Source organism: Acinetobacter sp. CAU_H_56 (genome assembly GCF_058599425.1).
This window is the reverse complement of sequence record NZ_CM178654.1, coordinates 807,773-833,317: the sequence shown is the minus strand read 5'-3', so window position 1 is coordinate 833,317 and position 25,545 is coordinate 807,773. Positions and strand designations below refer to the sequence as shown.

General features: G+C 44.5%; 25 protein-coding genes, 5 tRNA genes, 1 other RNA gene and 1 riboswitch. Of the genes, 19 read left to right on the top strand and 12 right to left on the bottom strand.

The annotated features are described in order from the left end of the window. Positions 1 to 6 precede the first annotated feature (6 nt). From carB to AC4MCC_RS04130, 3 genes are all read left to right on the top strand, one after another. A complete protein-coding gene (gene carB / locus AC4MCC_RS04140) occupies positions 7 to 3,237 on the top strand; it encodes a carbamoyl-phosphate synthase large subunit (protein ID WP_491885715.1) in 3,231 nt (1,076 codons plus the stop codon). A gap of 85 nt (positions 3,238 to 3,322) precedes the next feature. Beyond that, positions 3,323 to 3,799 (top strand): transcription elongation factor GreA, encoded by a 477-nt coding sequence (gene greA / locus AC4MCC_RS04135; protein ID WP_005236827.1) that lies wholly within the window; start codon positions 3,323 to 3,325, stop codon positions 3,797 to 3,799. A gap of 245 nt (positions 3,800 to 4,044) precedes the next feature. Further along, entirely contained in the window at positions 4,045 to 4,680 is a 636-nt protein-coding gene (locus AC4MCC_RS04130) for a CatB-related O-acetyltransferase (protein ID WP_491885714.1), read from the top strand. Here the strand turns inward: AC4MCC_RS04130 and AC4MCC_RS04125 are convergent. Continuing rightward, the gene (locus AC4MCC_RS04125; RefSeq protein WP_419374777.1) at positions 4,664 to 5,389 is read right to left on the bottom strand and encodes a hypothetical protein; all 726 of its coding nucleotides are present in this window, start codon (positions 5,387 to 5,389) and stop codon (positions 4,664 to 4,666) included. The genes AC4MCC_RS04130 and AC4MCC_RS04125 overlap by 17 nt on opposite strands. Before the next feature lie 195 nt (positions 5,390 to 5,584). On the opposite strand from AC4MCC_RS04125, the gene AC4MCC_RS04120 reads away from it, so the two are divergent. Then, on the top strand, positions 5,585 to 6,163 hold the full coding sequence (locus AC4MCC_RS04120; RefSeq protein WP_491885713.1) for a hypothetical protein: 579 nt from the start codon (positions 5,585 to 5,587) through the stop codon (positions 6,161 to 6,163). 58 nt (positions 6,164 to 6,221) lie between these two features. Here the strand turns inward: AC4MCC_RS04120 and AC4MCC_RS04115 are convergent. From AC4MCC_RS04115 to coaD, 4 genes are all read right to left on the bottom strand, one after another. After that, positions 6,222 to 6,298 (bottom strand) — tRNA-Met (locus AC4MCC_RS04115). 72 nt (positions 6,299 to 6,370) lie between these two features. Next, positions 6,371 to 6,748: RNase P RNA component class A (rnpB, locus tag AC4MCC_RS04110), an RNA gene on the bottom strand. Positions 6,749 to 6,774: 26 nt separating this feature from the next. Further along, positions 6,775 to 7,038 carry a YfhL family 4Fe-4S dicluster ferredoxin gene (locus AC4MCC_RS04105; RefSeq protein WP_008305083.1) on the bottom strand — a complete coding sequence of 88 codons (264 nt, stop codon included), beginning with the start codon at positions 7,036 to 7,038 and terminating at the stop codon, positions 6,775 to 6,777. 1 nt (position 7,039) lies between these two features. Next, positions 7,040 to 7,531 carry a pantetheine-phosphate adenylyltransferase gene (coaD, locus tag AC4MCC_RS04100; RefSeq protein WP_004784820.1) on the bottom strand — a complete coding sequence of 164 codons (492 nt, stop codon included), beginning with the start codon at positions 7,529 to 7,531 and terminating at the stop codon, positions 7,040 to 7,042. A 138-nt stretch (positions 7,532 to 7,669) separates the two neighbouring features. Here coaD and smpB point away from each other — a divergent pair, with 138 nt between their 5' ends. Beyond that, on the top strand, positions 7,670 to 8,146 hold the full coding sequence (smpB, locus tag AC4MCC_RS04095) for an SsrA-binding protein SmpB (protein WP_004784822.1): 477 nt from the start codon (positions 7,670 to 7,672) through the stop codon (positions 8,144 to 8,146). Between the two features lie 51 nt (positions 8,147 to 8,197). Here the strand turns inward: smpB and AC4MCC_RS04090 are convergent, their stop codons facing one another. The 3 genes from AC4MCC_RS04090 to rluD are packed head-to-tail and all read right to left on the bottom strand — an operon-like array spanning position 8,198 to position 10,630. After that, on the bottom strand, positions 8,198 to 8,758 hold the full coding sequence (locus AC4MCC_RS04090) for a flavodoxin family protein (RefSeq protein ID WP_005236845.1): 561 nt from the start codon (positions 8,756 to 8,758) through the stop codon (positions 8,198 to 8,200). A gap of 40 nt (positions 8,759 to 8,798) precedes the next feature. Continuing rightward, positions 8,799 to 9,539 (bottom strand): peptidoglycan editing factor PgeF, encoded by a 741-nt coding sequence (pgeF, locus tag AC4MCC_RS04085; RefSeq protein ID WP_491885712.1) that lies wholly within the window; start codon positions 9,537 to 9,539, stop codon positions 8,799 to 8,801. A gap of 38 nt (positions 9,540 to 9,577) precedes the next feature. Then, entirely contained in the window at positions 9,578 to 10,630 is a 1,053-nt protein-coding gene (gene rluD, locus AC4MCC_RS04080; RefSeq protein ID WP_004784827.1) for a 23S rRNA pseudouridine(1911/1915/1917) synthase RluD, read from the bottom strand. Between the two features lie 71 nt (positions 10,631 to 10,701). Here rluD and AC4MCC_RS04075 point away from each other — a divergent pair, with 71 nt between their 5' ends. Together AC4MCC_RS04075 and AC4MCC_RS04070 are read left to right on the top strand one after the other, a co-directional pair. Next, positions 10,702 to 11,694, top strand: coding sequence for an outer membrane protein assembly factor BamD (locus AC4MCC_RS04075; RefSeq protein ID WP_491885711.1), 993 nt, complete (start codon positions 10,702 to 10,704; stop codon positions 11,692 to 11,694). 196 nt (positions 11,695 to 11,890) lie between these two features. Continuing rightward, positions 11,891 to 13,795 (top strand): DNA primase, encoded by a 1,905-nt coding sequence (locus AC4MCC_RS04070; RefSeq protein WP_312316921.1) that lies wholly within the window; start codon positions 11,891 to 11,893, stop codon positions 13,793 to 13,795. A gap of 71 nt (positions 13,796 to 13,866) precedes the next feature. Here the strand turns inward: AC4MCC_RS04070 and hemA are convergent, their stop codons facing one another. Further along, on the bottom strand, positions 13,867 to 15,150 hold the full coding sequence (hemA, locus tag AC4MCC_RS04065; protein ID WP_491885710.1) for a glutamyl-tRNA reductase: 1,284 nt from the start codon (positions 15,148 to 15,150) through the stop codon (positions 13,867 to 13,869). A gap of 78 nt (positions 15,151 to 15,228) precedes the next feature. Between hemA and AC4MCC_RS04060 the strand changes: the two genes are divergently transcribed. From AC4MCC_RS04060 to panD, 11 genes are all read left to right on the top strand, one after another. Continuing rightward, entirely contained in the window at positions 15,229 to 16,932 is a 1,704-nt protein-coding gene (locus tag AC4MCC_RS04060) for a tetratricopeptide repeat protein (protein ID WP_491885709.1), read from the top strand. A gap of 16 nt (positions 16,933 to 16,948) precedes the next feature. Continuing rightward, positions 16,949 to 17,527: a lipoprotein insertase outer membrane protein LolB gene (gene lolB / locus AC4MCC_RS04055; protein ID WP_491885708.1), complete on the top strand. Its 579-nt coding sequence runs from the start codon at positions 16,949 to 16,951 to the stop codon at positions 17,525 to 17,527. Between the two features lie 21 nt (positions 17,528 to 17,548). Then, on the top strand, positions 17,549 to 18,379 hold the full coding sequence (gene ispE / locus AC4MCC_RS04050; RefSeq protein ID WP_125278289.1) for a 4-(cytidine 5'-diphospho)-2-C-methyl-D-erythritol kinase: 831 nt from the start codon (positions 17,549 to 17,551) through the stop codon (positions 18,377 to 18,379). Continuing rightward, positions 18,378 to 18,452 (top strand) — tRNA-Gln (locus AC4MCC_RS04045). Before ispE ends, AC4MCC_RS04045 begins: the two co-directional genes overlap by 2 nt. A 26-nt stretch (positions 18,453 to 18,478) precedes the next feature. Then, positions 18,479 to 18,553: transfer RNA gene (locus tag AC4MCC_RS04040), tRNA-Gln, on the top strand. 20 nt (positions 18,554 to 18,573) lie between these two features. Beyond that, positions 18,574 to 18,648: transfer RNA gene (locus AC4MCC_RS04035), tRNA-Gln, on the top strand. Between the two features lie 91 nt (positions 18,649 to 18,739). Beyond that, positions 18,740 to 18,814, top strand: a tRNA-Gln gene (locus tag AC4MCC_RS04030). 36 nt (positions 18,815 to 18,850) lie between these two features. Then, a complete protein-coding gene (locus tag AC4MCC_RS04025) occupies positions 18,851 to 19,804 on the top strand; it encodes a ribose-phosphate pyrophosphokinase (RefSeq protein ID WP_004784839.1) in 954 nt (317 codons plus the stop codon). Between the two features lie 99 nt (positions 19,805 to 19,903). Further along, a complete protein-coding gene (gene rplY / locus AC4MCC_RS04020) occupies positions 19,904 to 20,200 on the top strand; it encodes a 50S ribosomal protein L25 (protein WP_067730790.1) in 297 nt (98 codons plus the stop codon). Positions 20,201 to 20,219: 19 nt separating this feature from the next. Next, positions 20,220 to 20,801: an aminoacyl-tRNA hydrolase gene (pth, locus tag AC4MCC_RS04015; RefSeq protein ID WP_005236857.1), complete on the top strand. Its 582-nt coding sequence runs from the start codon at positions 20,220 to 20,222 to the stop codon at positions 20,799 to 20,801. Positions 20,802 to 20,944: 143 nt separating this feature from the next. Beyond that, positions 20,945 to 21,325 (top strand): aspartate 1-decarboxylase, encoded by a 381-nt coding sequence (gene panD / locus AC4MCC_RS04010; RefSeq protein ID WP_004784844.1) that lies wholly within the window; start codon positions 20,945 to 20,947, stop codon positions 21,323 to 21,325. Positions 21,326 to 21,392: 67 nt separating this feature from the next. Here panD and AC4MCC_RS04005 read toward each other — a convergent pair whose 3' ends face one another. Then, positions 21,393 to 21,956, bottom strand: coding sequence for a GDYXXLXY domain-containing protein (locus AC4MCC_RS04005; protein ID WP_419374772.1), 564 nt, complete (start codon positions 21,954 to 21,956; stop codon positions 21,393 to 21,395). Continuing rightward, positions 21,953 to 23,758, bottom strand: coding sequence for a DUF2157 domain-containing protein (locus AC4MCC_RS04000; protein WP_491885707.1), 1,806 nt, complete (start codon positions 23,756 to 23,758; stop codon positions 21,953 to 21,955). The genes AC4MCC_RS04005 and AC4MCC_RS04000 overlap by 4 nt, the downstream gene beginning before the upstream one ends. Positions 23,759 to 23,929: 171 nt before the next feature. Beyond that, positions 23,930 to 24,086: riboswitch (FMN riboswitch) on the top strand. 106 nt (positions 24,087 to 24,192) lie between these two features. Between AC4MCC_RS04000 and ribB the strand changes: the two genes are divergently transcribed. Then, entirely contained in the window at positions 24,193 to 24,852 is a 660-nt protein-coding gene (gene ribB / locus AC4MCC_RS03995) for a 3,4-dihydroxy-2-butanone-4-phosphate synthase (RefSeq protein WP_419374770.1), read from the top strand. A 65-nt stretch (positions 24,853 to 24,917) separates the two neighbouring features. Here ribB and AC4MCC_RS03990 read toward each other — a convergent pair whose 3' ends face one another. Continuing rightward, entirely contained in the window at positions 24,918 to 25,529 is a 612-nt protein-coding gene (locus AC4MCC_RS03990) for a LysE family translocator (protein WP_419374769.1), read from the bottom strand. Positions 25,530 to 25,545: the final 16 nt, after the last annotated feature.

Genomic DNA, 25,545 nt, shown 5'->3' with positions numbered 1-25,545 from the left:
AGCATCATGGCTAAACGTACTGACATTAAAAGCATCTTGATCATTGGTGCTGGTCCGATCGTCATCGGTCAAGCATGTGAGTTTGACTACTCAGGTGCTCAAGCATGTAAAGCGCTTCGTGAAGAAGGCTACCGCGTTATTCTGGTGAACTCTAACCCAGCGACCATTATGACCGACCCTGCAATGGCAGATGCGACGTATATCGAACCGATTACCTGGCAGACTGTTGCAGCAATCATTGAAAAAGAACGTCCAGATGCTGTCCTTCCGACGATGGGTGGCCAGACTGCACTGAACTGTGCCCTTGCACTGGATGCCAACGGTATTCTTGAAAAATTCAATGTTGAACTGATTGGCGCGACCAAAGAAGCGATCGAAAAAGCAGAAGACCGTAAACTGTTTGACGAAGCAATGCGTAAAATTGGTCTGGAGTGTCCAAAAGCGGCTATTGCTGAATCTATGGAAGAAGCACTTGAGATTCAAGCGCGCTTCGGCTTCCCTGTGATTATCCGTCCATCATTTACCATGGGTGGTTCAGGCGGTGGTATTGCTTACAACCGTGAAGAATTCCTGGAAATCTGTGAACGCGGTTTCGACCTCTCTCCTACTCACCAGTTACTGATCGATGAATCACTGATTGGCTGGAAAGAGTACGAGATGGAAGTTGTTCGTGACAAAAATGACAACTGTATCATTGTATGTGCGATCGAAAACTTCGACCCAATGGGCGTACACACCGGTGACTCAATCACTGTTGCGCCTGCACAAACACTGACTGATAAAGAATACCAGTTGATGCGTAATGCATCTTTAGCGGTTCTTCGTGAAATCGGTGTTGAAACGGGTGGTTCTAACGTTCAGTTCGGTATCAACCCGAAAGATGGCCGTATGGTGATCATCGAGATGAACCCGCGTGTATCGCGTTCATCTGCACTGGCATCTAAAGCGACTGGTTTCCCGATTGCAAAAATCGCAGCGAAACTGGCTGTTGGTTATACCCTTGATGAACTGAAAAACGACATCACTGGCGGTACAACTCCAGCATCGTTCGAACCGGCAATTGACTACGTTGTTACCAAGATTCCACGTTTCAACTTCGAAAAATTCCCGCAAGCGGATGCAACACTAACTACACAGATGAAATCTGTAGGTGAAGTCATGGCGATTGGCCGTAACTTCCAGGAATCTGTAAACAAAGCACTTCGCGGTCTTGAAGTTGGCGCAACTGGTTTTGATGAAAAAATCGAAGTGGGTACTGAAGGTGCACGCGAGAAGATTCTTCAAGAACTTAAAGTTCCTGGTCCAGAACGTATCTGGTACGTGGCTGATGCATTCCGTCACGGTTTCACGCTTGATGAAGTATTTGCGGCAACCAACATCGACCGCTGGTTCCTGATTCAGATCGAAGACATCGTTAAAACTGAAGAACAAATCAAATCTTTAGGTTTTGGTGATCTTAACGCTGACAATATCCGCTCATTTAAACGTAAAGGTTTATCTGACCACCGTATTGCCAACCTGATGGGTATTTCACAAAAACAATTCCGTAAGCACCGTTGGAACCTGGGTGTAACTCCAGTCTACAAACGTGTGGATACATGTGCAGCAGAATTCGAATCTGATACTGCTTATATGTACTCAACTTATGACGAAGAGTGTGAATCTAATCCGTCCAACCGTGACAAAATCATGGTCATTGGTGGTGGTCCTAACCGTATCGGTCAAGGTATCGAATTCGATTACTGCTGTGTACATGCTGCTTTGGCAATGCGTGATGACGGTTATGAAACCATCATGGTGAACTGTAACCCTGAAACAGTTTCAACTGACTATGACACTTCAGACCGTCTGTACTTTGAACCGATTACACTTGAAGACGTTCTTGAAATCGTACGTACTGAAAAACCTAAAGGTATTATCGTGCAGTACGGCGGTCAGACTCCGCTGAAACTGGCTCGTGCTTTGGAAGAAGCTGGTGCGCCAATTATCGGTACATCTCCAGACGCGATTGACCGTGCAGAAGACCGTGAACGTTTCCAACAAATGATTCAACGTCTGCAACTTCGCCAACCGAACAACAGCATCGTAAAATCTGCTGAAGAAGGTATGGCTGAAGCAGCGAAAGTTGGCTACCCATTAGTGGTACGTCCTTCTTATGTACTTGGTGGTCGTGCGATGGAAATCGTATACAACGACGAAGAATTGAAACGCTACTTACGTGATGCTGTACAAGCATCTAACGAAGCGCCTGTTCTTCTGGATCACTTCCTTGACGATGCCATCGAAGTTGACGTGGACTGCGTATCTGACGGTAAAGACGTTGTAATCGGCGGTATCATGCAGCACATTGAACAAGCTGGTATTCACTCTGGTGACTCTGCATGTTCGATTCCTCCATATTCATTGTCTGAAGACGTGCAAAACGAAATGCGTCGTCAAACCATCGCTATGGCTAAAGAGCTTGGCGTTGTAGGCTTGATGAACGTTCAGTTTGCAGTGAAAGGCGATGACGTTTACATTCTGGAAGTGAACCCTCGTGCTTCTCGTACGGTTCCGTTCGTTTCTAAATGTATCGGCGAATCTTTAGCAAAAGTGGCTGCACGTTGCATGGCTGGCCAATCTCTTGAATCTCAAGGCTTTACCAAAGAGATTATCCCTGCTCACTTCTCTGTGAAAGAAGCAGTATTCCCATTCAACAAATTCCCTGGTGTTGACCCGATCCTTGGCCCTGAGATGAAATCTACAGGCGAAGTGATGGGCGTTGGTAAAACATTTGGTGAAGCGTTCTACAAAGCTGTCCTAGGCTCTAACGATCGTTTACCAGGTCTGCCAACTGAAGGTGAAGTGAAGCATGCATTCATCTCTGTCCGTGATTCTGATAAACCACGTGCGGTAGGTATTGCGAAGCAGCTTGCTGACTTCGGCTTCAAGATTCTTGCGACTGGCGGCACATATGATGTGATTAAAGCTGCAGGTATTGAATGTGAACGTGTAAATAAAGTAACCGAAGGCCGTCCAAACATTGTAGACCGCTTGAAAAATGGTGAAATTCACCTCATTATCAATACCACTGAAGGTAAACAAGCTCAGCAGGATTCATTCTCGATCCGTCGCTCTGCGCTTCAAGGTAAGGTATACCATACCACTACCCTGAATGGTGCTGATGCTGTATGCCAAGCTTTAGCAATTAAATTGCCAATGGATGTATATCGTTTGCAAGATTTAACAGTAGGTTAATTCGTTACTGAGAAGTCCCGCCACCTTCTCGGTGGCGGGCTTTTTTTCATTTATAGACTTTCATTTTTATTACTGAGGGACAACTATGCAACGTTATCCTATGACTCCCGAAGGCAAACTTGCCTTAGAGAAAGAATTACACCAACTGAAAACTGTGGATCGTCCACGTATTACTGCAGCGATTGCAGAGGCACGTGAGCATGGGGATTTAAAAGAAAACGCGGAATATCATGCTGCGCGTGAGCAGCAAGGTTTCTGTGAAGGCCGTATTCAGGACATCGAAGGTAAACTGGGCGCTTGCCAGGTGATTGATGTTAAAGAACTGGAGCAAAACGGTCGTGTAGTTTTTGGTGTCACTGTGACTATTGAAAATCTGGACACTGAGGAACGTAAAACTTACAAAATCGTAGGTGATGATGAAGCAGACTTTAAGATCAACAAGATCTCTGTGAACTCTCCGATCGCGCGTGGCCTGCTGGGTAAAAACGAAGGCGACGATGTGAAAATCGTGACACCACAAGGTGAAGTTGAATACGAAATCGTAAGCGTTGAATATATCTAATTTTAAATAGATATTTTAGGCTGTAAGACCCCTCAGATGAGGGGTTTTTTGTTTTTTAGCCTCTAGTACTCTTCCCTTTCTAAAAGGGAGGTTGGGAGGGATTACTACTAAATAAGGCTCCCATCAATAATAATGAATTTCGATTTTTAAAAGATTCCCATCTAAGTATTAGAATCCCCCTAAATCCCCTTTTTCAAAGGAGGACTTTGCTATAATCCCTTCATCCTCCGAATCCTTGCCATTCTATGTCTGAGAAACTGATCAATTCCCCTGTGAACCACTGGTGCGAGTTCGAATTCATCTCAAAAACGGTGAAGAATCCGAATATTCATATCAAGGGAAATTACAGTTATTACTCAGCCTATTGGGATCAGGGTTTTGAGCGCTGTGTGGTGCGTTATCTGCATGACAAACCAGCCACACCAGAGAAGCCGATTGACCAGCTTTATATCGGGAATTTCGTCTGTTTTGGTGCAGAATGCGTGATTATGATGGGTGGCAACCAGTTACACCGCACGGATTGGATCTCAGCCTTTCCGTTCGATACACGTAGCTTTGTGCCTGCTGGCGACACAGTCATTGGCGATGGTTGCTGGATTGGCTCACGCGCCATGATTATGCAAGGTGTAATGCTTGGCGAAGGTGCTGTCGTTGCCACAGGTGCTGTAGTAACGAAAGATGTACCACCTTATGCTGTTGTCGGTGGTGTACCAGCCAAAATTATTAAATACCGCTTTCCTGAAGATGACATAAAAAAACTGCTTTCTCTAAAGCTCTATGACTTAGATGAAAAGCAGTTTTTAAAGATTCGTGAACAGTTGCAGACGGATGATATAGCAGCATTGATTCGCTGTTTTGAAACGCTTAAGGAGATGGAATAACAGTGACTGTCCTCTTTTGTACCCTTTTCCTATTCGTATGTGCAGGCCAATCTATTTCACTATAAATTAAGTTCCATTGATAAAAGGGTTTTCCAATATCTTCGTAAGTGATCGAAAGTAAGGTGGATTGTTCATCATGGCAGTGAGTATATTTTTTATAATCCTGTTCACTAAAACATGCTTTAATCCGTTCATAATAATAGAAAGGAATATCTTTAAGAACCTGATAAGTTTTTCCTTGAGGTAATAATTGAATGAACTGCGCGGTTTGATCGCCTCGTCCTCCACCTGAATAGCTTGCTGAAAAACTAGATACCAAAGCGACTGCATAATTATTCCGATTCAACGGATATAAAGCTGGATGGATAAATTCTGTAGCTATTTCATCTTCTTCAACTGCATGAGCTTTCTGATATTTAGCTAAATTCCAATGATCATCTATTCTATATTCACCCTGCTCTTTAGAGACCTGAACGATTCTTAACTTTTGATCAATCAGATAATAATATTTATTCGCCCCCATCTGGACTGACCACACTATTACCTCCTCACTTTTGCAGGCTGGGTTTAACTGCTGACAGATATTTTGTATTTGTGCTTGAGAAATGTGTACAGCTTTAAAAACCAGGGATTTGACAGGTTCATTTGCATTTAGAGGGACGCTGAAAATCACCAGCCAAAAGAGCAAAATTATTTTTTTAATTTTCATAATTTATTTTTGGATTATTTTATATCGTTATTGAAACTGAAATCACTCTTCTGATCAATATAAATAACTTAGCATTCAATACACTGTTTTTATCATTTCCTAACTTCACCCCTATTTTTCAGCCATAGTATTTCCACTTCAACTCATCTATAACTTCAACAAATTAGAAACTAAAGAAAATAATCAGGACACGGCATGACCCGTACAATAAAGTATTCAGGCATTTTTATCCTAGCTCTACTTGCTGCTATTGTCGCAACACTTTGCGATGCCATTCATGTCTATACTCAAACTTTAAGCTATCCAGACTCACAATTTTTCAGTCAGGCATGGTGGGTATTTCCCGGATTCTTTATTGCCTTTTGCAGCATGGCATTCATTTATCTCTGGTTAGCTGATACCTTAAAGCATTGGATTAATTCTACCTTAAGCTGTCACCATGAAAACACCCAGACACTGGTCGAAGCGCTGACACTATTTGCCATTATTTATATCCTAAGTGGCTTTGGTAATTTTGACCCTGTGGCGCTGTGCTGGATTTTCTATATCAGCTTTTTGATTCGCTGGGGGTTCAGTTATGAGCGTTTATGGCTACTCATTGTTGCGATTACACTGGCAATTGGCGGGATGTTCTTTGAAGGACTACTGGCAGAGTTTGGATTGGTAAAATATCGTCATAGCGACATTTTCAATGTGCCGTATTGGCTCGGTGGCGTATATATACACGGTGCATTTGCCTTGCGTGCTGGCATGTGCCGCTTTATCTATCGTTAATTCTAAAATATTCAGACGTAAAAAAACCCACTCAATCGGAGTGGGTTTTTTCAGAATATGGTGGCTATGACGAGACTTGAACTTGTGACCCCCGCATTATGAGTGCGGTGCTCTAACCAACTGAGCTACATAGCCTTAAACTGTGCGCGCATTATGGGTTTTTCTGTTTAGAACGTCAAGCCCATATTGTGCTGATTGATCAAAATTTGGTGAAGTGAGCCGATAAGCCGGGTTCTGTCGAGAACGATCATTCCTCTAGGCGTACAATCACTCATACGCTCAAGCGACCTACCCGGATCCAGCATGGGCCATGCCTAAAGGATCCCTATTTGGTCTTGCTTCCGGTGGGGTTTACCATGCCATGAACTGTTACCAGTCATGCGGTGCGCTCTTACCGCACCCTTTCACCCTTACCTCCGATTCCGATTGCTCGAAACCATAATGAAGGCGGTCTACTCTCTGCTGCACTTTCCGTCGGCTCACGCCGCCCAGGCGTTACCTGGCACCTTGCCCTATGAAGCCCGGACTTTCCTCCCCTGCTTCAATCACGGAGATCTCCACAGCAGCGATCGTCTGGCTCACTTCGAGCCGCATAGTACCAAATCTGGCGACTAATTGCTTGATGTTTTTTGAGCAGTCAGTTTTTCATACTTGGCCTGAAGCTCCTCACGCGTCTCGGCATGGTTCGGATCAAGCGGGATACAGTCCACAGGGCAGAATAACTGGCACTGCGGTTTGTCGTGATGCCCGACGCATTCTGTACATAAGTCCGGGTTAATTTCATAGATGACTTCACCCATGAAAATTGCCTCATTCGGACAGACAGGTTCACAGACATCACAATTGATACATTCATCGGTGATATATAAAGACACTCTACCAACCTTGTTGAAGTTTACGCTCAAAGGCTTCAACCACGTTTGGCGGAACAAACTTGGTCACATCACCTCTTAAACGAGCAATTTCACGCACCAATGTGGATGAAATAAAAGAATATTGCTCTGAAGGAGTTAAAAACACCGCTTCAAAATGAGAATCCAGTTGACGGTTCATATTGGCCAGCTGGAATTCATACTCAAAATCGGACACTGCACGTAAACCACGCAATACCGCTGTCGCATTCTGCTCGCGGAAGAAGTTCACCAGCAGGCCATCAAATCCTACAAATTCAACATTGTTCAAATGGCTTAATGACGTTTGGGCCAGTTCAACTCGTTCTTCCAGACTAAATACCGGGTTTTTGTGATGTCCGATTGCAATCGCAACTACAACTTCATCAAACATCTTTGCTGCGCGGGTCACCAAATCAATATGGCCATTGGTGATCGGATCAAAAGTTCCCGGATAAATTACACGAGTTTTAGTCATCCATTTGTACTCTGTTTATTGTGTAAGTTTCCATTTTAACAAAATCTTCATTTTTTAGTGAAGAAACTCCATCAATTTAAACACTTCAACTCAATAAAAGTTACGGTACAATAGTTACAACTTTGGAAGTGTCTGATTATGGCGAAAGCAACTGTAGTTAAAAAAAATAACGGCGGAACGATTGCTCTGAACAAACGTGCCCGTCACGATTATTTTATTGAAGAAAAATTTGAAGCTGGACTTTCCTTGCAAGGCTGGGAAGTAAAATCCCTGCGTGCCGGTCGTATGAGTATTGTGGAGAGCTATATCACCTTTAAAAATGGTGAGGCTTTCCTGTTCGGCGCACAGATTCAGCCTTTACTGAGTGCATCTACCCATGTTGTCCCTGAAGCGACGCGTACCCGTAAACTGCTACTGAAACGCCGTGAAATTGAAAAACTCATGGGCGCGATCAACCAGAAAGGTTATTCCTGTGTACCACTGGCCTGTTACTGGAAAGGCCCGCATGCCAAGCTGGAAATTGCGTTGGTAAAAGGTAAACAGTTACACGACAAACGTGCATCTGAAAAAGACCGTGACTGGCAACGTGATAAAGCGCGTATTTTTCATAAATAATACCAGCAATAAAAAAACCTCCAATTGATGGAGGTTTTTTTACGGATCAAATTAGGCTTTTAGATTCAGACGCGCCAGTGTCAAGGCAATATATTCCCCAAACCAGATCGCAGTTTGCAAATCCCCTTCCGGTGGTGTCACTTCAACAGGTGCATTGTCAGATTGGGTCATAAGGCCCAGAAAGCTCGACATGCGATTCAGATCTGTAGTGGAACGACCTGTCGGCATCAACGGTAGACCTGACCACAACATGCCATGCTGCATCGCAAACAGATTGATCTGCTGCAAAACAGCGAGTTTGTCCCCACTTAAGCCACCACCATTGGTAAAGGCTGCTGCCAGCTTGCCTTGCCAGCTACGTGCCAGCCAGCGCTTGGACGACTGCTCCATAAATAACTTCATGGCAGAAGTCAGACTACCCATATAGGTCGGACAGCCAAATACAATCGCATCGGCAGCGTCCAGCACCTCCCAATCCACCTGTTCCACATTCATCATATGCACTTGGACACCAGTTTTTTGTGCGCCTTCGGCAATGAAGTTTGCCACTTTAGCCGTGTGTCCATAAGGACTGTGATAAACAATCGCAACAGATTGGGAAGATAGGGACATAACAATCAAAAACCAAGAATTTCAATCAAGTTTAACATTTTCATGCCATAAACACGAATGTTGCCATACGTCCGGTTTTGGCTTCACGGCGATAGGAAAAGTATTCTTCCGCCTGACGATATGAACACTGATCGCCACCCAAAACAGTTTCAACACCCTGCTGTTGCAAGATGTAACGCGCAATCGCATACAGATCCGCATAGTATTTTCCGGCCTGTTCTCCTGCCTGAAATGCACTGTCCAGTTCAGGATATTTGGAACAGAAAGCTTCTCTTACTTCTGCGCCAATTTCAAAACAAGGCTGGCTGATCGCTGCACCAAGCCACGCCCAGGTAGGCTGGGTCTGCATCGCGGCAATGGTATTTTCAACGATACCGCCTGCCAGCCCACGCCAGCCAGCATGCAGATTGGCTACTTCAGTGCCTTCAGCATTACCCAGCACCACCGGCAAGCAGTCTGCTGTCATCATCATCAGGGCATGGGCCTTGCGCTGTGTGACCAGGCCATCGCCGACCAATGCCTCGAAAGGCATCTGCTCATTGATGGTATGACAAATGGTGCTATGCGTCTGTGTCATCCAGGTAATTTTGTCCACACCAAAAGGCTGGAAGTCTTTCAACAGCTGGATGCGATGCTTCTGTACACGTGCAGCATCATCATTGACATGCAAAGCCAGGTTAAAGCCCGCCAGCTCTGGCTGGGCTGATGGCTGTACCTGTTCATGATGAACACGGGTCTGACCCACATAAACGCCTTGAGGCAAACCTTGTACAAATTGCATGTCGCTTCCCTTTTAATGACTGCTAATAGAATGAAAAATTAATAGGCCTTGTTTTCGCTACGCAGCACTTCAACCAGATTGGCAAAGTCTTCTGGCCATGGCGCATTAAAGGTCATTTCTTCTTTGGTACGTGGATGTTTCAGGCCTAGAGTCGCTGCATGCAATGCCTGACGTTTAAAACCACGCAAGGTGTCATCTAGCAATTGCGAAGCACCGGCTGGCATACGCACACGTGGCATATAGACCTGATCACCCACCAGACCATAGCCCAGGTAACTAAAATGCACACGAATCTGGTGCGTACGGCCGGTTTCCAGACGTGCCTGAATACGGGTGAAATGCTGGAAGCGCTCTTTCACATTGTAATGCGTCACCGCTTCCTTACCGCCTGGCAGGACTGCCATTTTCACACGATCAACCGGATGGCGTTTAATCGGTTCATCAATGGTACCGCCGGCAATGATGTTGCCATACACAATCAGGTCATACACACGGTAGACGGTCTTTTTCTCAAGCTGCTTGCTAAGCGCAAACTGTGCTTCCAGATTTTTAGCAACAACCAATAGACCACTGGTGTCTTTATCAATCCGGTGTACTAAACCTGCACGCGCCAGTTCAGAAGATTTCGGATAGTGATGCAGCAAAGCATTGACCAGTGTACCAGTCATATTGCCTGCACCCGGATGCACCACCATGCCCACTGGTTTGTTAATGACAATGATGTCATCATCTTCATAGACGATATCCAGTGGAATATCTTCAGGCAGGCTACGGGTTTGTGCCTCCAGTTCAACGTTTAAAGTCAGGGTTTCAAAACCGTCACTTTTAAATTTTGGCTTAACTGGTTGACCATTCACTAATAAATTGCCGTCTTTGATCCATTGTTTGAGCTTTTCTCGAGAAAAATCGCTCCAGACCATGGCCGCAATCTGGTCGATACGTTGCCCGATATAACTTTCATCCAATTGAAATTGCAACGATAAACGTGTTGCAGTTGCGTCTGAAGTATGGTTATCTGCATCCTCAGAATCTTCAAGTAAATTGAAATCAGTATCAGGGATATTAGAATTGGAAGATTGTGCTTGACTCATTTGCTCATTCAGACAAAAGTGGTTTAATAGTGCAATTGTAGCTCATTGCCCGTATTAACAGAGGAATTTTTATGTCGCTACCACATTATAAAATGACAATGCTTGCTGTGACGTTAGGCATTGCATCGGCAATGGTAGGCTGTAGCAGTAATCCAAAAAAAGAAGTCGTGGACAAAGGTCCAGAATCTAGCGAACAGGTTTATATCCAAAAAGCACAGAACGCGCTAGATCGCAAACAATATACTGATGCAGCAAAACAGCTCGAAGCACTGGAAACCTATTATCCAACCAGCCAGTATGCACCGCAGGCGCAACTGGAACTGCTATATGTCAAATTCCAGCAAAAAGATTATGAAGGTGCAGTTGCACTGGCAGAACGCTTTATCCGTCTGAATCCGCAACATCCAAATGTCGACTATGCTTACTATGTCCGTGGCGTAGCGAATATGGAGCAGAACTATAATGGCCTGCTACGTTATACCTCACTAAAACAGTCACACCGTGATGTAAGCTACCTGAAAGTCGCTTACCAGAATTTTGTTGATTTCATTCGTCGCTATCCATCAAGTACCTATGCGGTTGATGCTGCACAGCGTATGAAGTTTATCGGTCAGGAACTGGCAGAAAGCGAAATGAGTGCGGCCCGTTTCAATATCAAGCGTAAAGCATATCTGGCTGCTGTTGAACGTGGCTTATGGGTAATTGAACACTATCCACAAACGCCACAGATTCCAGAAGCGCTGGCAACCGTTGCTTACGGCTATGACAAGCTGGGCGACAAAGCGACAGCACAGCAATATATCGAAGTGCTGAAACTGAACTACCCAGGTCTGGTAAATGCCGACGGTACCGTGAACCTGCGTGCAGCACGTAGTGAAGGCAGTTTCTTCAATCGTGCGACTTTGGGTATTTTCGGTAAAGAAGCCAAAACCGTGACCGATACGTCTAGCCAGTCGGCTGAACCACAGGCAGAAAAACGCAGTCTAACCAATCGCATGACGTTTGGTTTACTCGATCGTCCAAAAACCTCTGAAACTGAGCTACCTGAACCGACTGCTGAATAAGCCAACTGTTACAGGTGCATTTTTGCAAAGGGCAAGTTATCATACTTGCCCTTTTGCATTTTCTGAGCAATGCTTGAACAAATTGTGCAAACAGGTTATACCAATTAATTCATTTATAGCGTTGGATAAATCATCCTGCTCTTAATTTTCAATGATTTAACACCTAAATAACGCAGCACGAGAAGCTTAGCAAACCATGGCCATTCCTCAGCATACGATTGATCAGATTCTCGATCGCACCGATATTGTCGATGTGATTGGTCAATACGTGAAACTAAAAAAAACTGGCCGTACCTATTCGGGTTGTTGCCCTTTCCATCAGGAAAAATCTCCTTCTTTTCACGTCTATCGTGACAAGCAGTATTTCCACTGCTTTGGCTGTCAGGCCAACGGCAATGCCATCCGCTTTTTAATGGATATTGGCAGCCGCAATTTCATTGAAGTGATGAAAGACCTGTCTAGCCAGACCGGGATTGAACTGCCTAAAGACAATAAAGATTCCAACCGCTTAAAATACAAACGCGAAGCCAAACCAAAACCGGTTGCTACGCCACCAGTAAAAACTGCGGATACATCTACAAATCCAGTATCCGAACAACCTGCTTATTTTGATCCATTTGCTGAAATTCAGGCACCTGAAGCCGAATTTTATACGGATGATCCTTTTGCCGCTTTTGAGCAGATGCCTGCAGCAGAAGCACAAGCGGATGGCAACTTATACGACCTGCTGGAAAATATCGCGCAGTTTTATGAGCGCCAATTACCCAATAGTCCAAGTGCCCAGCAATATTTTAAACAGCGTGGTCTGACCTCAGAAACGATTACCTACTGGCGACTCGGGTATGCACCGGAAGACTGGCAACATCTGGAAAAAGCCTTCCCGCAGGATATTGAAGGTCTCAAACTTTTAGGTCTGATTCGTACTAGCGATAGTGGTCGGGATTTTGACCTGCTCCGTGACCGTGTCATTTTCCCGATTCGTGATAGTAAAGGCCGTGTGGTCGGTTTTGGTGGTCGTGCACTGAATGACGAGATCAAACCGAAATACATCAACTCACCCGATTCAGAAGTTTTCCATAAAAACCAGTTATTGTATGGTCTGTATGAAGGTCGCAAGCAGAAAGCTCAAGACTGGCTGATGGTGGAAGGCTATATGGATGTCATTGCCTTGCAGCAATATGGCATTCATGGTGCAGTAGCTACTTTGGGAACAGCAAGTAATACTGATCACCTAAATATTCTGTTCAAGCAGAATAACCGAATCACCATTGCCTTTGATGGTGATGCTGCCGGACAAAAAGCGGCACGCCGTACTCTGGAAATTGCTCTACCCTTACTGAACGATGGGCGTGAGTTAAAATTCTTTGTCCTACCGAATGATCATGATCCAGACTCCCTGATCCGTCGTGAAGGCATTGAAAATTTCCGCCGTCTGCTGGATCAGGCACCGCTACTCTCTGACTTTGTCTTTGCTCATCTTACCCAGAATCACGACATTGCAACGCCTGAAGGTAAAAGTCAGGTCATGGGTGAGCTGCGTCAATTAACCGAATTGTTGCCCAAAGCTGGCTCATTCCGTTATCTGCTACAGCAGTTCTTTCGGGAAAAACTCGGTTTTAGCCGCAAATGGCAACCCAAAGTCAATAACGATGCATCTTTAAGCTTTAGTACCAAAATTGATGCCGAAGAGTATGTCATTGCGATTCTATTGAATCACCCTTACCTGTATATTCATTTTGAACCATTACGTGCATTGGTCAGTGAAGATCAATTGCTGTTCAAGATCCTGAATATATTTAATGTGATTTTCGATGAATTGCCGGATGATCCGGAACTATCGACCTATTACGTGCTTGGTGCCTGTGCTGCACATCATCATGAGTTACAGCATATCCTGCAACATGCCAATGTCAGCGATTACACCTCTTCTCCTGAGCAGGCAGATAAACTGGCGGCAGACTTCTCAATCAAGCTGCAATATCAATGCTTACAACACAAATTAAAATCGAAAAAGTTTAGTAGCATCGCGGAGATGAAAAATCTCAAGATGCGGATTTATGAAATTGATAAAAAACGTTCCATGACCTTACTCGAAGATTAAAAATCATGAAAATAAAAAAGGCGTTTATTTTAAACGCCTTTTAAATATCGGGAAATTAACTCAAGATCATCTTAATGTTTAACCTTACGGCGATGCTGTACCACGTCCTGTAAACTGTTCTGTAGCATTTCAAAATAGCTTGGATCTTCAGCTTTGGCAGCTTCACGCAGCATGATTGAGGTCGGATGCAGAAGTTTTTGAGTCAAACGATGCGAAAATTCGGCTAATACTGTTTCAGCACTTTCACCTTTAGCGATACGTTGCATAGCGGTCGCCAATTCTTCCTGACGTAAGCTTTCCCCATAATCCCGATAGGCATGAATCGTACTACCCGCTTCGCTCACCTTCTGCTGGGTGATCAACTCGGTTGCCAGTTGATTGACCATTACTTCCGCTTCGACCGCTGCCTGACGACGCTGTGCCAGGTTTTCATCGATCACGCTTTGCAAATCGTCCACGCCGTAGAGATAAACTCCATCCAGCTTTTCAACTTTTGGATCAATATCACGGGGTACGGCCAGATCGACCAACAGCATTTGCTGGTAACGGCGCTTCTTTAAGGCAGCTTTGACATCCGGATAGTGAATGACTTGATGCAAACTACCGGTACAACTGGAAATCACATCTGCACGATGCAGGTTTGCTGCCAGTTGATCAAAATCAATAATTTCTACATCTGCACGATGCGCGATTTCCTGCGCGAGATTCTCTGCACGAGCACGAGTCCGGTTACAGATAATGATTTTTCCGACGCCCATTTCTGCCAGATGTTTGGCCACCAGACTATTCATTTCCCCGGCGGCTACCACCATCACAGTCAACTGCTCTGGTCGGCTAAACACTTGCAATGCTAATTGTGCGACTGCATAACCCATTGAGACTGCATGACTGCCGACTGCTGTTTCCGAGCGCACACGCTTGGCCGCATAAAAGGCATATTCAAAGATACGATTCAGGTTTTGTGAAACGGTTTTAGATTCTTTAGCAAGAGAGAGTGCAGTTTTGACCTGTCCCAGAATCTGCGGTTCACCGAGCATTAGGGAGTCGAGACCACTGGCTACACGCATCAGATGAGTAACGGCTTGCGCATTCTCATAGCGATAAACATGATTCTGCAATTGCTTGGGATCAATACCATTGGTCTGGGCGAGCCAGTTCAGCACCATGTCGACATTGTCCGACATCGCGTAAACTTCGGTCCGGTTACATGTAGACACCACCACCATATCATTCAGTACAGGGTGCTGGCTTTGCTCGGCAAGTAAAATGCTTAACTTTTCAGGGTTAAAAGCAATCTTTTCGCGCAGCTCTACAGAGGCAGTTTGATGGTTGACACCCAATGCAAAGAAAGACATATCAGGTCATCATTTCACTAAATTTATGCTATTGTGCAACATCGGTGTCATAAAAAGCATTACTTGGATAAAGAAAAATTGCGTCTAACAACTAGCCGTATAAACGGCCCTACCATTAAGCAATATTCTACCACATTCTTGCTGGTGGTTAGCATGGCTTCAACTGCTCATCTTTATGCAGCAGAAGCAGTTTACCATGCAAATCAAAATTATGATGCGATAAAACAAAGTATGATAGCCGAGTTTGCACTCGCCTATCGCGATATTCCAAATGCTTTACACAACTATACTGTGCTGGCCATTAAAAGCAATTCCACTGCGGTTAAACAGCGCGCACTCAATATCGCCCTCGAACATGAAGACCTGAATGCAGCGCTGGATATTTCTACCCATTGGGTGGTTCAGGAACCGCAAGATGTTCCGGCATTATTCTATCTGGCACATATTGCCTTAAAAGCCCATGAGTACGAACTGGCGGCAGAAACGCTGGAAAAGATCCTGAAAATTGATGATAACGCCGATCTGGAAGAAATTCTGGCCGGGATTGCCCCAGATGAGCCGGATGACCGTGAATATTTAATTCAGGCTCTAAGTACTAGCAAAGCCAAAGACAATCCTTCGATTCTGGTGCTGGTCGCCGGTCTGGAAGCACAAAAAGGTCAGCTAGAACAGGCTCTCAATACCATCAACCGCGCCTTAAAAAAACGTCCAAAGTCGACTGGCTATATCCTGATGAAAGCCAATCTGTTGGCGGCATTGGGTGATGATGCGGAAACTTTAAAATGGTACGAGAAAGCCAGTCGTAAACATCGCAATAATATAGATATACGTCTGGCTGAGGTTAAATACCTGATCAAGCTGAATGAAGCTGAAAAGGCCTTACAGAAACTAGAAACGATCCTGAAAAAATCACCACAACATGAAGAAGCGCTGTTTATTGCCGGCTTAACCAGTATTGACCTGCAGCAATATGAACGGGCCGAAAAATATCTGGTTGAGCTCCGCTATTCAGCTCAGTACCAGAATGAAGCCTATTACTATCTGGCAGTCAATGCAGAACGCAAACAGCATTATGAAACTGCCAAGGCATATTACCGCCTGGTGGATGGCAGCCTGTATACGGTTTCACGACGCAATATCATTGCCATCTTTGCCGAGCAGGATAAACTGCATGATGCGCTGCGCTTTCTGACTCAGGAACGGGTCAATTATCCGCAACATGCCAGTTTCCTGTATCTGGCTCAGGCGGATATTCTGAAACGCATGAATAATAAGAACGCAGCGATCCGAATTCTGGAAGAAGCCAGCATAAACCTACCGGATGATCCGGAGTTAGTCTATGCTCAAGTTTTATTGCTAGATCCACATGAAGATCGTGATCAACTGGATCAGCTGTTAAAAACCCTGCTTAAAATCGAGCCGAATAGTCCAACCTATCTGAATGCTTATGCCTATACGCTGGCCCGTCAAAATCGCCGTCTGGATGAAGCAAGGCGCTATGCTGAACAGGCACTGGAATACGCACCAGAACAGGCTTCTATTCTGGATACTTATGGCTACATCTGTTACCTGCAGAATGATTTTACTACGGCTGCCCAGGTGCTGCTTAAAGCCTATGAACTGAATCCAAGTGCGAAAATAGGCGTCCGTTATGCACGTTCACTTTATATGAAAGGCGATCTACAACAATTCCATCAAGTGTTACAACAATTACAACAAAACCATCCAAATGACCCAGAATTAAACCAACTTAATTCGCTATTGTTAGCACCACAATCCTGAACGAGTCCATTCTTTTATGCGCAACATAAGTACTTTAGGCTGCTGTTTCCTTGCTTCTACTGCCCTACTCATGAGTGGCTGTCAGCAGATGGTTCAGCAAAAAGCTCCTGTCACGCCATCGGTACAGGCTGAAAACCAGTTCCAGCTGCAAGGTAAAATCGGGGTACGAACACCTCAGCAAAGCGGCAGTGCCTTTTTTACCTGGGTTCAGCAGCAGGAAGAGTTTGATATTGAACTGACTGGTATCTTAGGTGCTGGAAAAACCCAGATTTCAGGTACTCCTGGCCAGGTAACTTTGAATAGTGCCAAAACCGGTCTGATCAAGGCAGCAACGGCAGAAGAACTATTGCAACGTGCTACTGGCTGGCAAGCCCCGATTAGTCATTTAGTCGATTGGGTACAGGCACGTCCTGCGACACAGTCTGCCCAGATCCAGAAAGACAGCTCACAGCGTATCAGCCAGATTATTGAACAAGGCTGGACGGTAGACCTCAGTTACAACCAGCAGGCAACTATTCCAAACCGCTTGATTTTAAAGCAGTCGCTTGAGAATGGTGGTGAAAACCGTATTACAATGGTGATTCAAAACCGTTAACTGGTCTGATGCAAGCCTATGATGATTCGTGTTCCCTCACCTGCAAAACTGAATTTGTTTCTTCATATCACCGGTCGCCGTCCGGATGGTTATCACGAGCTGCAAAGTATTTTTCAGTTGATAGATTTGTGTGACTGGCTAGAGTTTGAACAAACAGATGATCAGCAAATCCAGATTGAAGGTTTGTCCTCAGTCGATCTGGAACAGAATCTCATCTATCGTGCAGCGCAGATTTTGCAGCCTTATGCCAAAACGCCTTCTGGTCTGATCATTCGACTGGAGAAAAATATTCCTATGGGTGCAGGTCTTGGCGGCGGCTCATCCAATGCAGCAACGACCCTGATTGTGCTGAACCAATTATGGCATTGTGGCTTAAATTCCGAGCAATTGGCAGAGCTCGGCGTTAAGCTGGGCGCAGATGTACCCATTTTTGTTCATGGTCGCAATGCCTGGGCTGAAGGCATTGGTGAACACTTAACATTCATAGACTTAGATCAAAAACAGTTCATTGTGTTAAAACCTGACTGTTTTATCAGCACTCAACAGCTTTTTTCACAAAAAACGTTGACAAGAGACACGAAGAGCTCTAAATTTTGCGCCTATCAGATAAAGCCATCTGATTTCGGAAATAACTTTGAGCCAGTGGCAAGAAGCTTATATCCAGAAGTCGATGAGGCAATGCAATATCTCGACCAGTTCGGTGTTGCAAAGCTTACAGGTACAGGTGCTTGTGTTTTTATCGAGGTAACTGATGATATGAATGTGACCGACATTCTTGAGAATGCACCATGTAAATCTTACCTGGTGAACAGTCTGCAAGAATCGCCATTACGTCATTTCAAGGTTCAATAGGGGTATCGCCAAGTGGTAAGGCACCGGGTTTTGATCTCGGCATCCGTTGGTTCGAATCCAGCTACCCCTGCCATTATTCACCTGTAGATGTACTGTATTAGGGGTATCGCCAAGTGGTAAGGCACCGGGTTTTGATCTCGGCATCCGTTGGTTCGAATCCAGCTACCCCTGCCATCTTACAGTTCATCAAATCTAGGGGCGTCGCCAAGTGGTAAGGCACCGGGTTTTGATCTCGGCATCCGTTGGTTCGAATCCAGCCGCCCCTGCCATTTTCTCGAAAAAAGACAGAACATCATTTGCTGTAAGACTGTTAATTTACCTTGACACAATACCGCAAAAATATTAAAGTTCTGCCGCATTAGGGGTATCGCCAAGTGGTAAGGCACCGGGTTTTGATCTCGGCATCCGTTGGTTCGAATCCAGCTACCCCTGCCATCTACTTCCATACATACCAACCGCCAAGGGTGCTTCATGCCCAATCTTGTCGTTTTTAGTGGAACCGCGCATCCACAATTCGCTCAAAAAGTCGTAAGTCACTTACATATTCCTCTAGGCGCCGCCTCTGTAGGCCAGTTCTCTGATGGCGAAATCGCTGTTGAGATCACTGAAAATGTTCGTGGTAAAGACGTATTCATCGTACAACCTACTTGTGCACCGACCAACGATAACCTGATGGAAATCCTGGTCATGGCTGACGCGTTACGCCGTGCAAGTGCTGGTCGTATTACTGCCGTGATTCCTTACTTCGGTTATGCCCGTCAAGACCGTCGTCCCCGTTCAAGCCGTGTGCCGATTACTGCAAAAGTTGTTGCAGATATGCTGACCACTGTAGGTATTGACCGTGTGGTGATGATTGACCTTCACGCTGACCAGATCCAAGGTTTCTTCGATATTCCTGTAGACAACATCTACGGTACGCCAGCCCTGCTTGCTGACTTACGCCAACAACAGCATCATAACCTGATGGTTGTTTCTCCTGACGTAGGTGGTGTAGTTCGTGCTCGTGCTGTTGCGAAACAGATGGGTGATATCGACCTGGCGATCATCGATAAACGTCGTCAAAAAGCGAATGAATCACAAGTGATGCATTTGATTGGTGATGTGAAAGATCGTGACTGTGTGATCGTTGATGACATGGTGGATACTGCTGGTACGCTTTGTAAAGCTGCTGATGCGTTGAAAACTTTCGGTGCCCGCAAAGTTGTTGCTTATGCAACTCACCCAGTATTGTCTGGTAAAGCACTCGAAAATCTTAAAAATTCTGTAATTGACGAATTGGTTGTCACTGACACCATTCCTCTTTCAGAAGAAGCTTTAGCACTTGGTAAGATTCGCCAAGTTTCAGTAGCAAGTATGGTTGCTGAAACAATTCGTCGTATTAACAACGAAGAATCTATTAGCGCAATGTTCGATTCTTATCTATAATAGTGCGCTGAATTTCCAAAGCCCTGCCATTTGGCGGGGCTTTTACTCACTAGACTGGTCGCAAGTCTAGTTACTTAAACTTAAAATAGGATGTCTATCATGGCAAACTTCGTATTAAATGCAGTAGCACGTGATGAAGCAGTTCAAGGGAAAGGTGCGAGCCGCCGCCTTCGTCTTCAAAACAAAGTACCTGCTATCATTTATGGTGGTGAAGCTGCTCCTGTAGCTGTATCTCTTGAGCTTCGTCAACTTGTTAAATTCCTAGAAAGCAACGCTTTCTTCGAAGAAGTAATCGAAATCGATGTTGATGGTAAAGTTGAAAGCGTTAAAATCCAAGCTTTACAACGTCACCCAGCTAAAAACACTCCAATGCACGCTGACTTCAAACGCGCATAAGTGTTAATGGTGTAGATTAGTGTCAAATATTTCACTGATTGTAGGTTTGGGCAACCCAGGTTCTGAGTATGCTCAAACCCGCCATAATGCAGGCTTCTGGTTTGTAGAACGGCTTGCAGATCAATATGGCATTAGCCTTAAAAAAGACCCTAAATTCAATGGATTCAGCGGTCGCGGCAATATCGAAGGTCAAGACGTCCGTCTCCTTCTACCTACAACATTCATGAACCTTTCCGGTAAAAGTGTTGTTCCTTTCGCCAAATTCTACAATATCGCACCCGAATCAATCCTGATTGCCCATGATGAACTGGATATGAATCCAGGCATTATTCGCCTGAAAACTGGCGGTGGTCATGGTGGACATAACGGTTTACGCGATATCGTGCCGCATATCGGTCCGAACTTTCATCGTCTACGCATTGGTATTGGTCACCCAGGTTCTAAAGACCGTGTTTCTGGTCATGTCCTGAGTAAAGCACCAAGCAGTGAACAAGAGTTAATGGACGATGCAATTGCGCATGCACTTGCTCGCGCCAAAATGCTGGTGAACGGTGAAGTACAACAGGCAATGAATCAAATCAATGCTTATAAACCGAACTAAACATTCATAAATTGCTGGACAATTCCGCTTGCCTTGCTGGCCATTTAGGCGCAAAATGCGCAAGCCTACCCACTTATCCAGTGTCGTAGAAATTGATTCAACCATAAGATCAAAGTCTTAGGTCAACTAAGGGGACGCTAGCCATGCTATCTCGTTTATTAAAATGCAAAATTCATCGCGCTTTTGTTACACATGCAGAATTACACTATGAAGGTTCATGTGCAATTGATGGCGTTTTGATGGATCTAGCTGGCATTCGTGAATACGAAGAAATTCATGTTTGGAACGTGACCAATGGTAAGCGTTTTACTACTTATGCCATTCGTGGTGAAGATAATTCAGGGATTATTTCTGTGAATGGTGGTGCTGCGCACCAAGCTGATGTTGGTGATATCGTGATTATCGCAACATTTGGTGATTTCACTGAAGCGGAAGCCAATGCTCATAAACCACGTCTGGTTTATGCAAATCCGGATAACACTGTGAATCACACTGCAAACTGTATTCCGGTACAAGTTGCCTAAGCTGGTTCGACAAGATTCTAAAAAGCTCGCTTCTCGCGGGCTTTTTTATGGGCTGATTAAAATAAAACTAACTCCCCTGCCACCAGCTTTTTCGGTTCTCACAGTTTAAGGACTTAAGATTTTGATCTACCAGGTCGGCCAACAAAGTTTCTCCATTTTCTTTTAGCTTTAATTCGGCGAATTTAGCATTACGATAACAAGGCTCAAGTCCCTCAGCGAACATAAAACTGTTGGCAGCCGGATATAAGCCTTCAAAGGTATTCCGTGGATTTTTCAGGATTAGTTGCGCTGAGCGTGGCTGATCCAGCGCACTTCGATTAAAACTGGTTTTGACAACTCTTCTTTGCTCATCAAGCTGTACATAGCTTAGTACACGGGACTGGTTTTCAAAATCTTGAATACTGATTTTAGGTTCTGATTGTTCTGATCTATTCTGCGCTGCTAGTGCACTAAAATGCAGATCATAATTCAGCGCCATATAATCGCCTTGCAGAATTGATCGCGGATCTACTGGTGCCAGCTCCACATAAATACTTTGGCTATCTCGAAGATGCCATTCATGTTGCGCGATCAATCCACAAAATAAGGCAATACTGAAAATAGCCAGATGCGAAGGAAGAAACTTTTTCATCTTGCTTCTCCTTGCTCATGTTGTAGTTTTGACCCCTTTAAAATATAGGCCAGCAACAAGACCAGTATCCCTGAAGCAAAGATACTGATGCTTTTTAATAGGAAGCTTAAGCCCAGATTGTAATACAGCATCCATAGCCAGAAGATCAGCAATAAAATGGTAAGTGCCTGTATAAGTCGTTGCTGATAGACCACTGCCCACGCCATAAGCAGCATAATAATAAAAATCTCAAAATAGCCCAACTGAATGAGTAAGATGCCAAATACAGGAATCAGCCAGAGCAATTTTTCAGAAAATTGCTGCCAGTTTTGCCAGATAAAACCAAGCAACAATAAGCTCGGAAGAACATAAAACAGCAGAACGTGGTCAAGGCTGATCTGCCCGATGCCCTGCCAGTGCTCTAATCCAGTCACAGATTGAACCACGGCTGAACCTGTCAGCATAGCAATGATCCAGAGCAGAATACTTTTCTGATAAATTGAGGACTGCCAATATCTAGCGGTTAGAATTAGCCCGATAAAAATGACATAGTTCAAGCTTAGGGCAAGCGTGATTACAATATCATCATGCTTAAAGCAATTCTCTAATGCCAAAACCACAATTGCTAAAGCATGAGCTATCAAGAGCTGTAAGGTTAGAATGAACCAGTGCATCCGTTTGATCACAGTCAGAGCCAGCATCATTAATTGCAACAGCCACACTATAAACAGACTATCGGTGAGCAGTTCTGTATGAATCAATACCGCAGCTTGCCCGCAAACCCAAAGACAATAGGCAAACTGACGTAGAAATATGGAATTCTTTTGACTTAATAATTTCCAAGCGATACCAATAAAAATGAGACCTAAAACAATTGAAACCGCTTTCCAATAGGTCAGCAATAAGACTGCCAGAATAATTCCAGCAATCCATGCACCGAGTGCCAAAGGAATGACGGAGAATTTGGTTTGTGGAAAAATTTTCTTTAGGGCAAAACTGATCAGCGCAAACCAGCCGAAGACCAGCATTGCCAAGATAAATAAGCCAGCTGCTGAATTAGTAAGCCGATCGTCCACCAGTTCAAACAGCCATAGGCTCAAACTGGCAGCCAAGCCTGCAATCAACAAACTCGTTTCCAGGGCCTGACGTTGGTAATAAAAATATAAGGCAGCCCCTGCTGGTAGAACAACTGAAGAAGCCAGATAGATCAGCTGAAAATGATGGATAAACTGCATCATGCTGCTGATTGAAATCATGATAATGAATGCAATAAACAGATATCGCAGCAACGGGTAATAACGTATGGCAAAGGCAAAACTGATGGCTGTCAACAGATTCAAAGTCAGTAGATACAACCCTTCTGCCCGTATCATCCAGAAACTTTGCTTAAAGTAAAAATACAATGCCAGCTGAGTGACCACACAAAGCATGGCAAAAACCCCGATATTGGGTCGATATAGCCATGGCAACAGCAATACAGCCCAGAGCAGAAATAACGGATAACTATCCGCACCAGTCTGATAGATCTGCCCAATCACAGCCAGACTTAAGCCCAGCATCAGGCCAAATACAGTATCCAGACTCTGTCTGATCCATTCCCGCTGATTAAAGTAAATGCTGGCTATTGCACTACAGAGTAAAACCAGCATTGGAATTGCTAGCTGTACCTGATTCGGTAGCATCCACCAGTTCGCAGCAATTAAATACAGCAAACTGACTGCAATCAGCGCAACGCCCAAAATATTGAGATAACGCAAAACCTTTGCATCACAAAACAGCAAGGGAGAAAATGGATTATTATGGATCAGCTCGGTTTTCTTCATTGTCAGAATGATTGATTAATTTCTATTCTTAATAGCAACATAACATGTTTCCAGTTTTTTGCTAAAAGGCTGTGGTAATTCAGATAATCTGTTTTGCTTATCTGAAATTTTGCAAATTCGTGACTGGTCAAACTATCCCATCTTTTAAAAATCAGGACTATAATGGCCTTACATCGCTTCAGGGCGGGGTGAGATTCCCCACCGGTGGTAATTTCAGAGTAGTAAATCTCTATTCCTGAATTAGCCCACGAGCGGTCAATTTCGATTGATCTGCAGATCTGGTGCAAATCCAGAGCCGACGGTATAGTCCGGATGAAAGAAGACGAAAGCAGTACACCCTGTTTTATGCCTGGCATAAAACTGTTTTGCTATAAGCCTATTTTCACTATGTCCTGAAATGTTCAATCGTACTTTTACTTTACGTGAGCGTTTCAATGTCAAGTTTGATTCAACCCGAAATTTTCTTTTCCGCTTTAGCTCCCGCTGAACAGCGCATCCAACAAGCACTTGAAGACATCCGCCAAGGCAGACCTGTTCTGGTGATGGATGACTTTGACCGTGAAAATGAAGCCGACCTCATCGTTGCTGCAGAGACTTTAACTGTAGAAACCATGGCACGCATGATTCGTGATGGTTCTGGCATTGTCTGCCTGTGCCTGACTGATGAACTGGCCAATCATCTAGAACTGCCGCCTATGGTGCAGGATAACTCTAGCCAGTTTAAAACTGCCTTTACTGTAACGATTGAAGCTGCGGAAGGTGTGACGACTGGTGTATCTGCCAAAGACCGTACCACTACGATTAAAGCAGCCATTAAAGATGACGCTGTCGCCAGTGATCTGAATCGTCCAGGTCATGTCTTTCCTTTACGTGCCCGTGAAGGCGGTGTGCTGACCCGTCGTGGCCATACTGAAGGTACCATTGACCTTGCTCGTCTGGCGGGTTTAAAACCTGCCGGTGTTCTGTGTGAACTAACCAACCCAGATGGCACGATGGCTTCTGGCATTCAGGTATTGTCTTATGCACAGACGCATCAGCTGACCGTAATTACCATTGATGAACTAGCGCATTACCGCCAGCAGCACAATGTATAAGTACAAGATTTAAAGATAAAAAATCCCGGCTTAAGACCGGGATTTTTTATGTTCAGTATTTTGATTTAAATAAGAACAGAATAAATTCCATATAGTGCGACCAGCAGCAAGATCAAACCGCACAAACCAAGCAAATAAGGATACAGCCTAGATTTAGCAAAGCGCTGAAAGCCTAAATAAACTAATGACAGGGTCAAAAAATCTAGCACAATCCAGCTGATCGTCAGAATCACCAAACTTAAATCCAGATTTGGCGTGATGCCAATAAACTGCGGGAAAAATGCAGCAAAGAAAATAATATCCTTAGGATTGGAGATCCCCACCAGAAAACCGGTTCGAAAGCCCCCTTGTACCGGTTGCAAGCGTTGTGGATTAATCGAGCCCTGCCCTTGCCAGACTTCCCGGAAAATCTGGATTCCCAGCCAGGCAATATATAAACAGCCAAGCAGCTTGATGCCATTCAGCCAGTTTTCATTGATAACCAATAAACCTTTTAAGCTGAGAATGGATAAGGTGATCAATACCAGAGAAGCAAAATTTGTCCCGAAAATGGTCTGCAAAGCATGCTTATAGCCACCTTTCAGTCCAGCACTAGCGACCAGCAACATCACAGGCCCAGGTGTGGCAATCATGATGACGACGGCCAGACAATAGAGAGCATATTCACTGATATTCACGCCATGTCCTCAGCTA

Excerpts from the sequence above, each read along its gene's own strand:
- coaD (WP_004784820.1), bottom strand. The coding sequence starts at position 7,531 with ATGACTAAAACTCGTGTAATTTATCCGGGAACTTTTGATCCGATCACC.
- hemA (WP_491885710.1), bottom strand. The coding sequence starts at position 15,150 with ATGTCTTTCTTTGCATTGGGTGTCAACCATCAAACTGCCTCTGTAGAG.
- panD (WP_004784844.1), top strand. The coding sequence starts at position 20,945 with ATGCTATCTCGTTTATTAAAATGCAAAATTCATCGCGCTTTTGTTACA.
- AC4MCC_RS04125 (WP_419374777.1), bottom strand. The coding sequence starts at position 5,389 with ATGAAAATTAAAAAAATAATTTTGCTCTTTTGGCTGGTGATTTTCAGC.
- pgeF (WP_491885712.1), bottom strand. The coding sequence starts at position 9,539 with ATGCAATTTGTACAAGGTTTGCCTCAAGGCGTTTATGTGGGTCAGACC.
- smpB (WP_004784822.1), top strand. The coding sequence starts at position 7,670 with ATGGCGAAAGCAACTGTAGTTAAAAAAAATAACGGCGGAACGATTGCT.
- AC4MCC_RS04005 (WP_419374772.1), bottom strand. The coding sequence starts at position 21,956 with ATGAAAAAGTTTCTTCCTTCGCATCTGGCTATTTTCAGTATTGCCTTA.
- AC4MCC_RS04090 (WP_005236845.1), bottom strand. The coding sequence starts at position 8,758 with ATGTCCCTATCTTCCCAATCTGTTGCGATTGTTTATCACAGTCCTTAT.
- AC4MCC_RS04120 (WP_491885713.1), top strand. The coding sequence starts at position 5,585 with ATGACCCGTACAATAAAGTATTCAGGCATTTTTATCCTAGCTCTACTT.
- AC4MCC_RS04075 (WP_491885711.1), top strand. The coding sequence starts at position 10,702 with ATGTCGCTACCACATTATAAAATGACAATGCTTGCTGTGACGTTAGGC.
- rplY (WP_067730790.1), top strand. The coding sequence starts at position 19,904 with ATGGCAAACTTCGTATTAAATGCAGTAGCACGTGATGAAGCAGTTCAA.
- AC4MCC_RS04025 (WP_004784839.1), top strand. The coding sequence starts at position 18,851 with ATGCCCAATCTTGTCGTTTTTAGTGGAACCGCGCATCCACAATTCGCT.
- AC4MCC_RS04130 (WP_491885714.1), top strand. The coding sequence starts at position 4,045 with ATGTCTGAGAAACTGATCAATTCCCCTGTGAACCACTGGTGCGAGTTC.
- AC4MCC_RS04000 (WP_491885707.1), bottom strand. The coding sequence starts at position 23,758 with ATGAAGAAAACCGAGCTGATCCATAATAATCCATTTTCTCCCTTGCTG.
- ribB (WP_419374770.1), top strand. The coding sequence starts at position 24,193 with ATGTCAAGTTTGATTCAACCCGAAATTTTCTTTTCCGCTTTAGCTCCC.
- rluD (WP_004784827.1), bottom strand. The coding sequence starts at position 10,630 with ATGAGTCAAGCACAATCTTCCAATTCTAATATCCCTGATACTGATTTC.
- AC4MCC_RS04070 (WP_312316921.1), top strand. The coding sequence starts at position 11,891 with ATGGCCATTCCTCAGCATACGATTGATCAGATTCTCGATCGCACCGAT.
- carB (WP_491885715.1), top strand. The coding sequence starts at position 7 with ATGGCTAAACGTACTGACATTAAAAGCATCTTGATCATTGGTGCTGGT.
- lolB (WP_491885708.1), top strand. The coding sequence starts at position 16,949 with ATGCGCAACATAAGTACTTTAGGCTGCTGTTTCCTTGCTTCTACTGCC.
- greA (WP_005236827.1), top strand. The coding sequence starts at position 3,323 with ATGCAACGTTATCCTATGACTCCCGAAGGCAAACTTGCCTTAGAGAAA.
- ispE (WP_125278289.1), top strand. The coding sequence starts at position 17,549 with ATGATTCGTGTTCCCTCACCTGCAAAACTGAATTTGTTTCTTCATATC.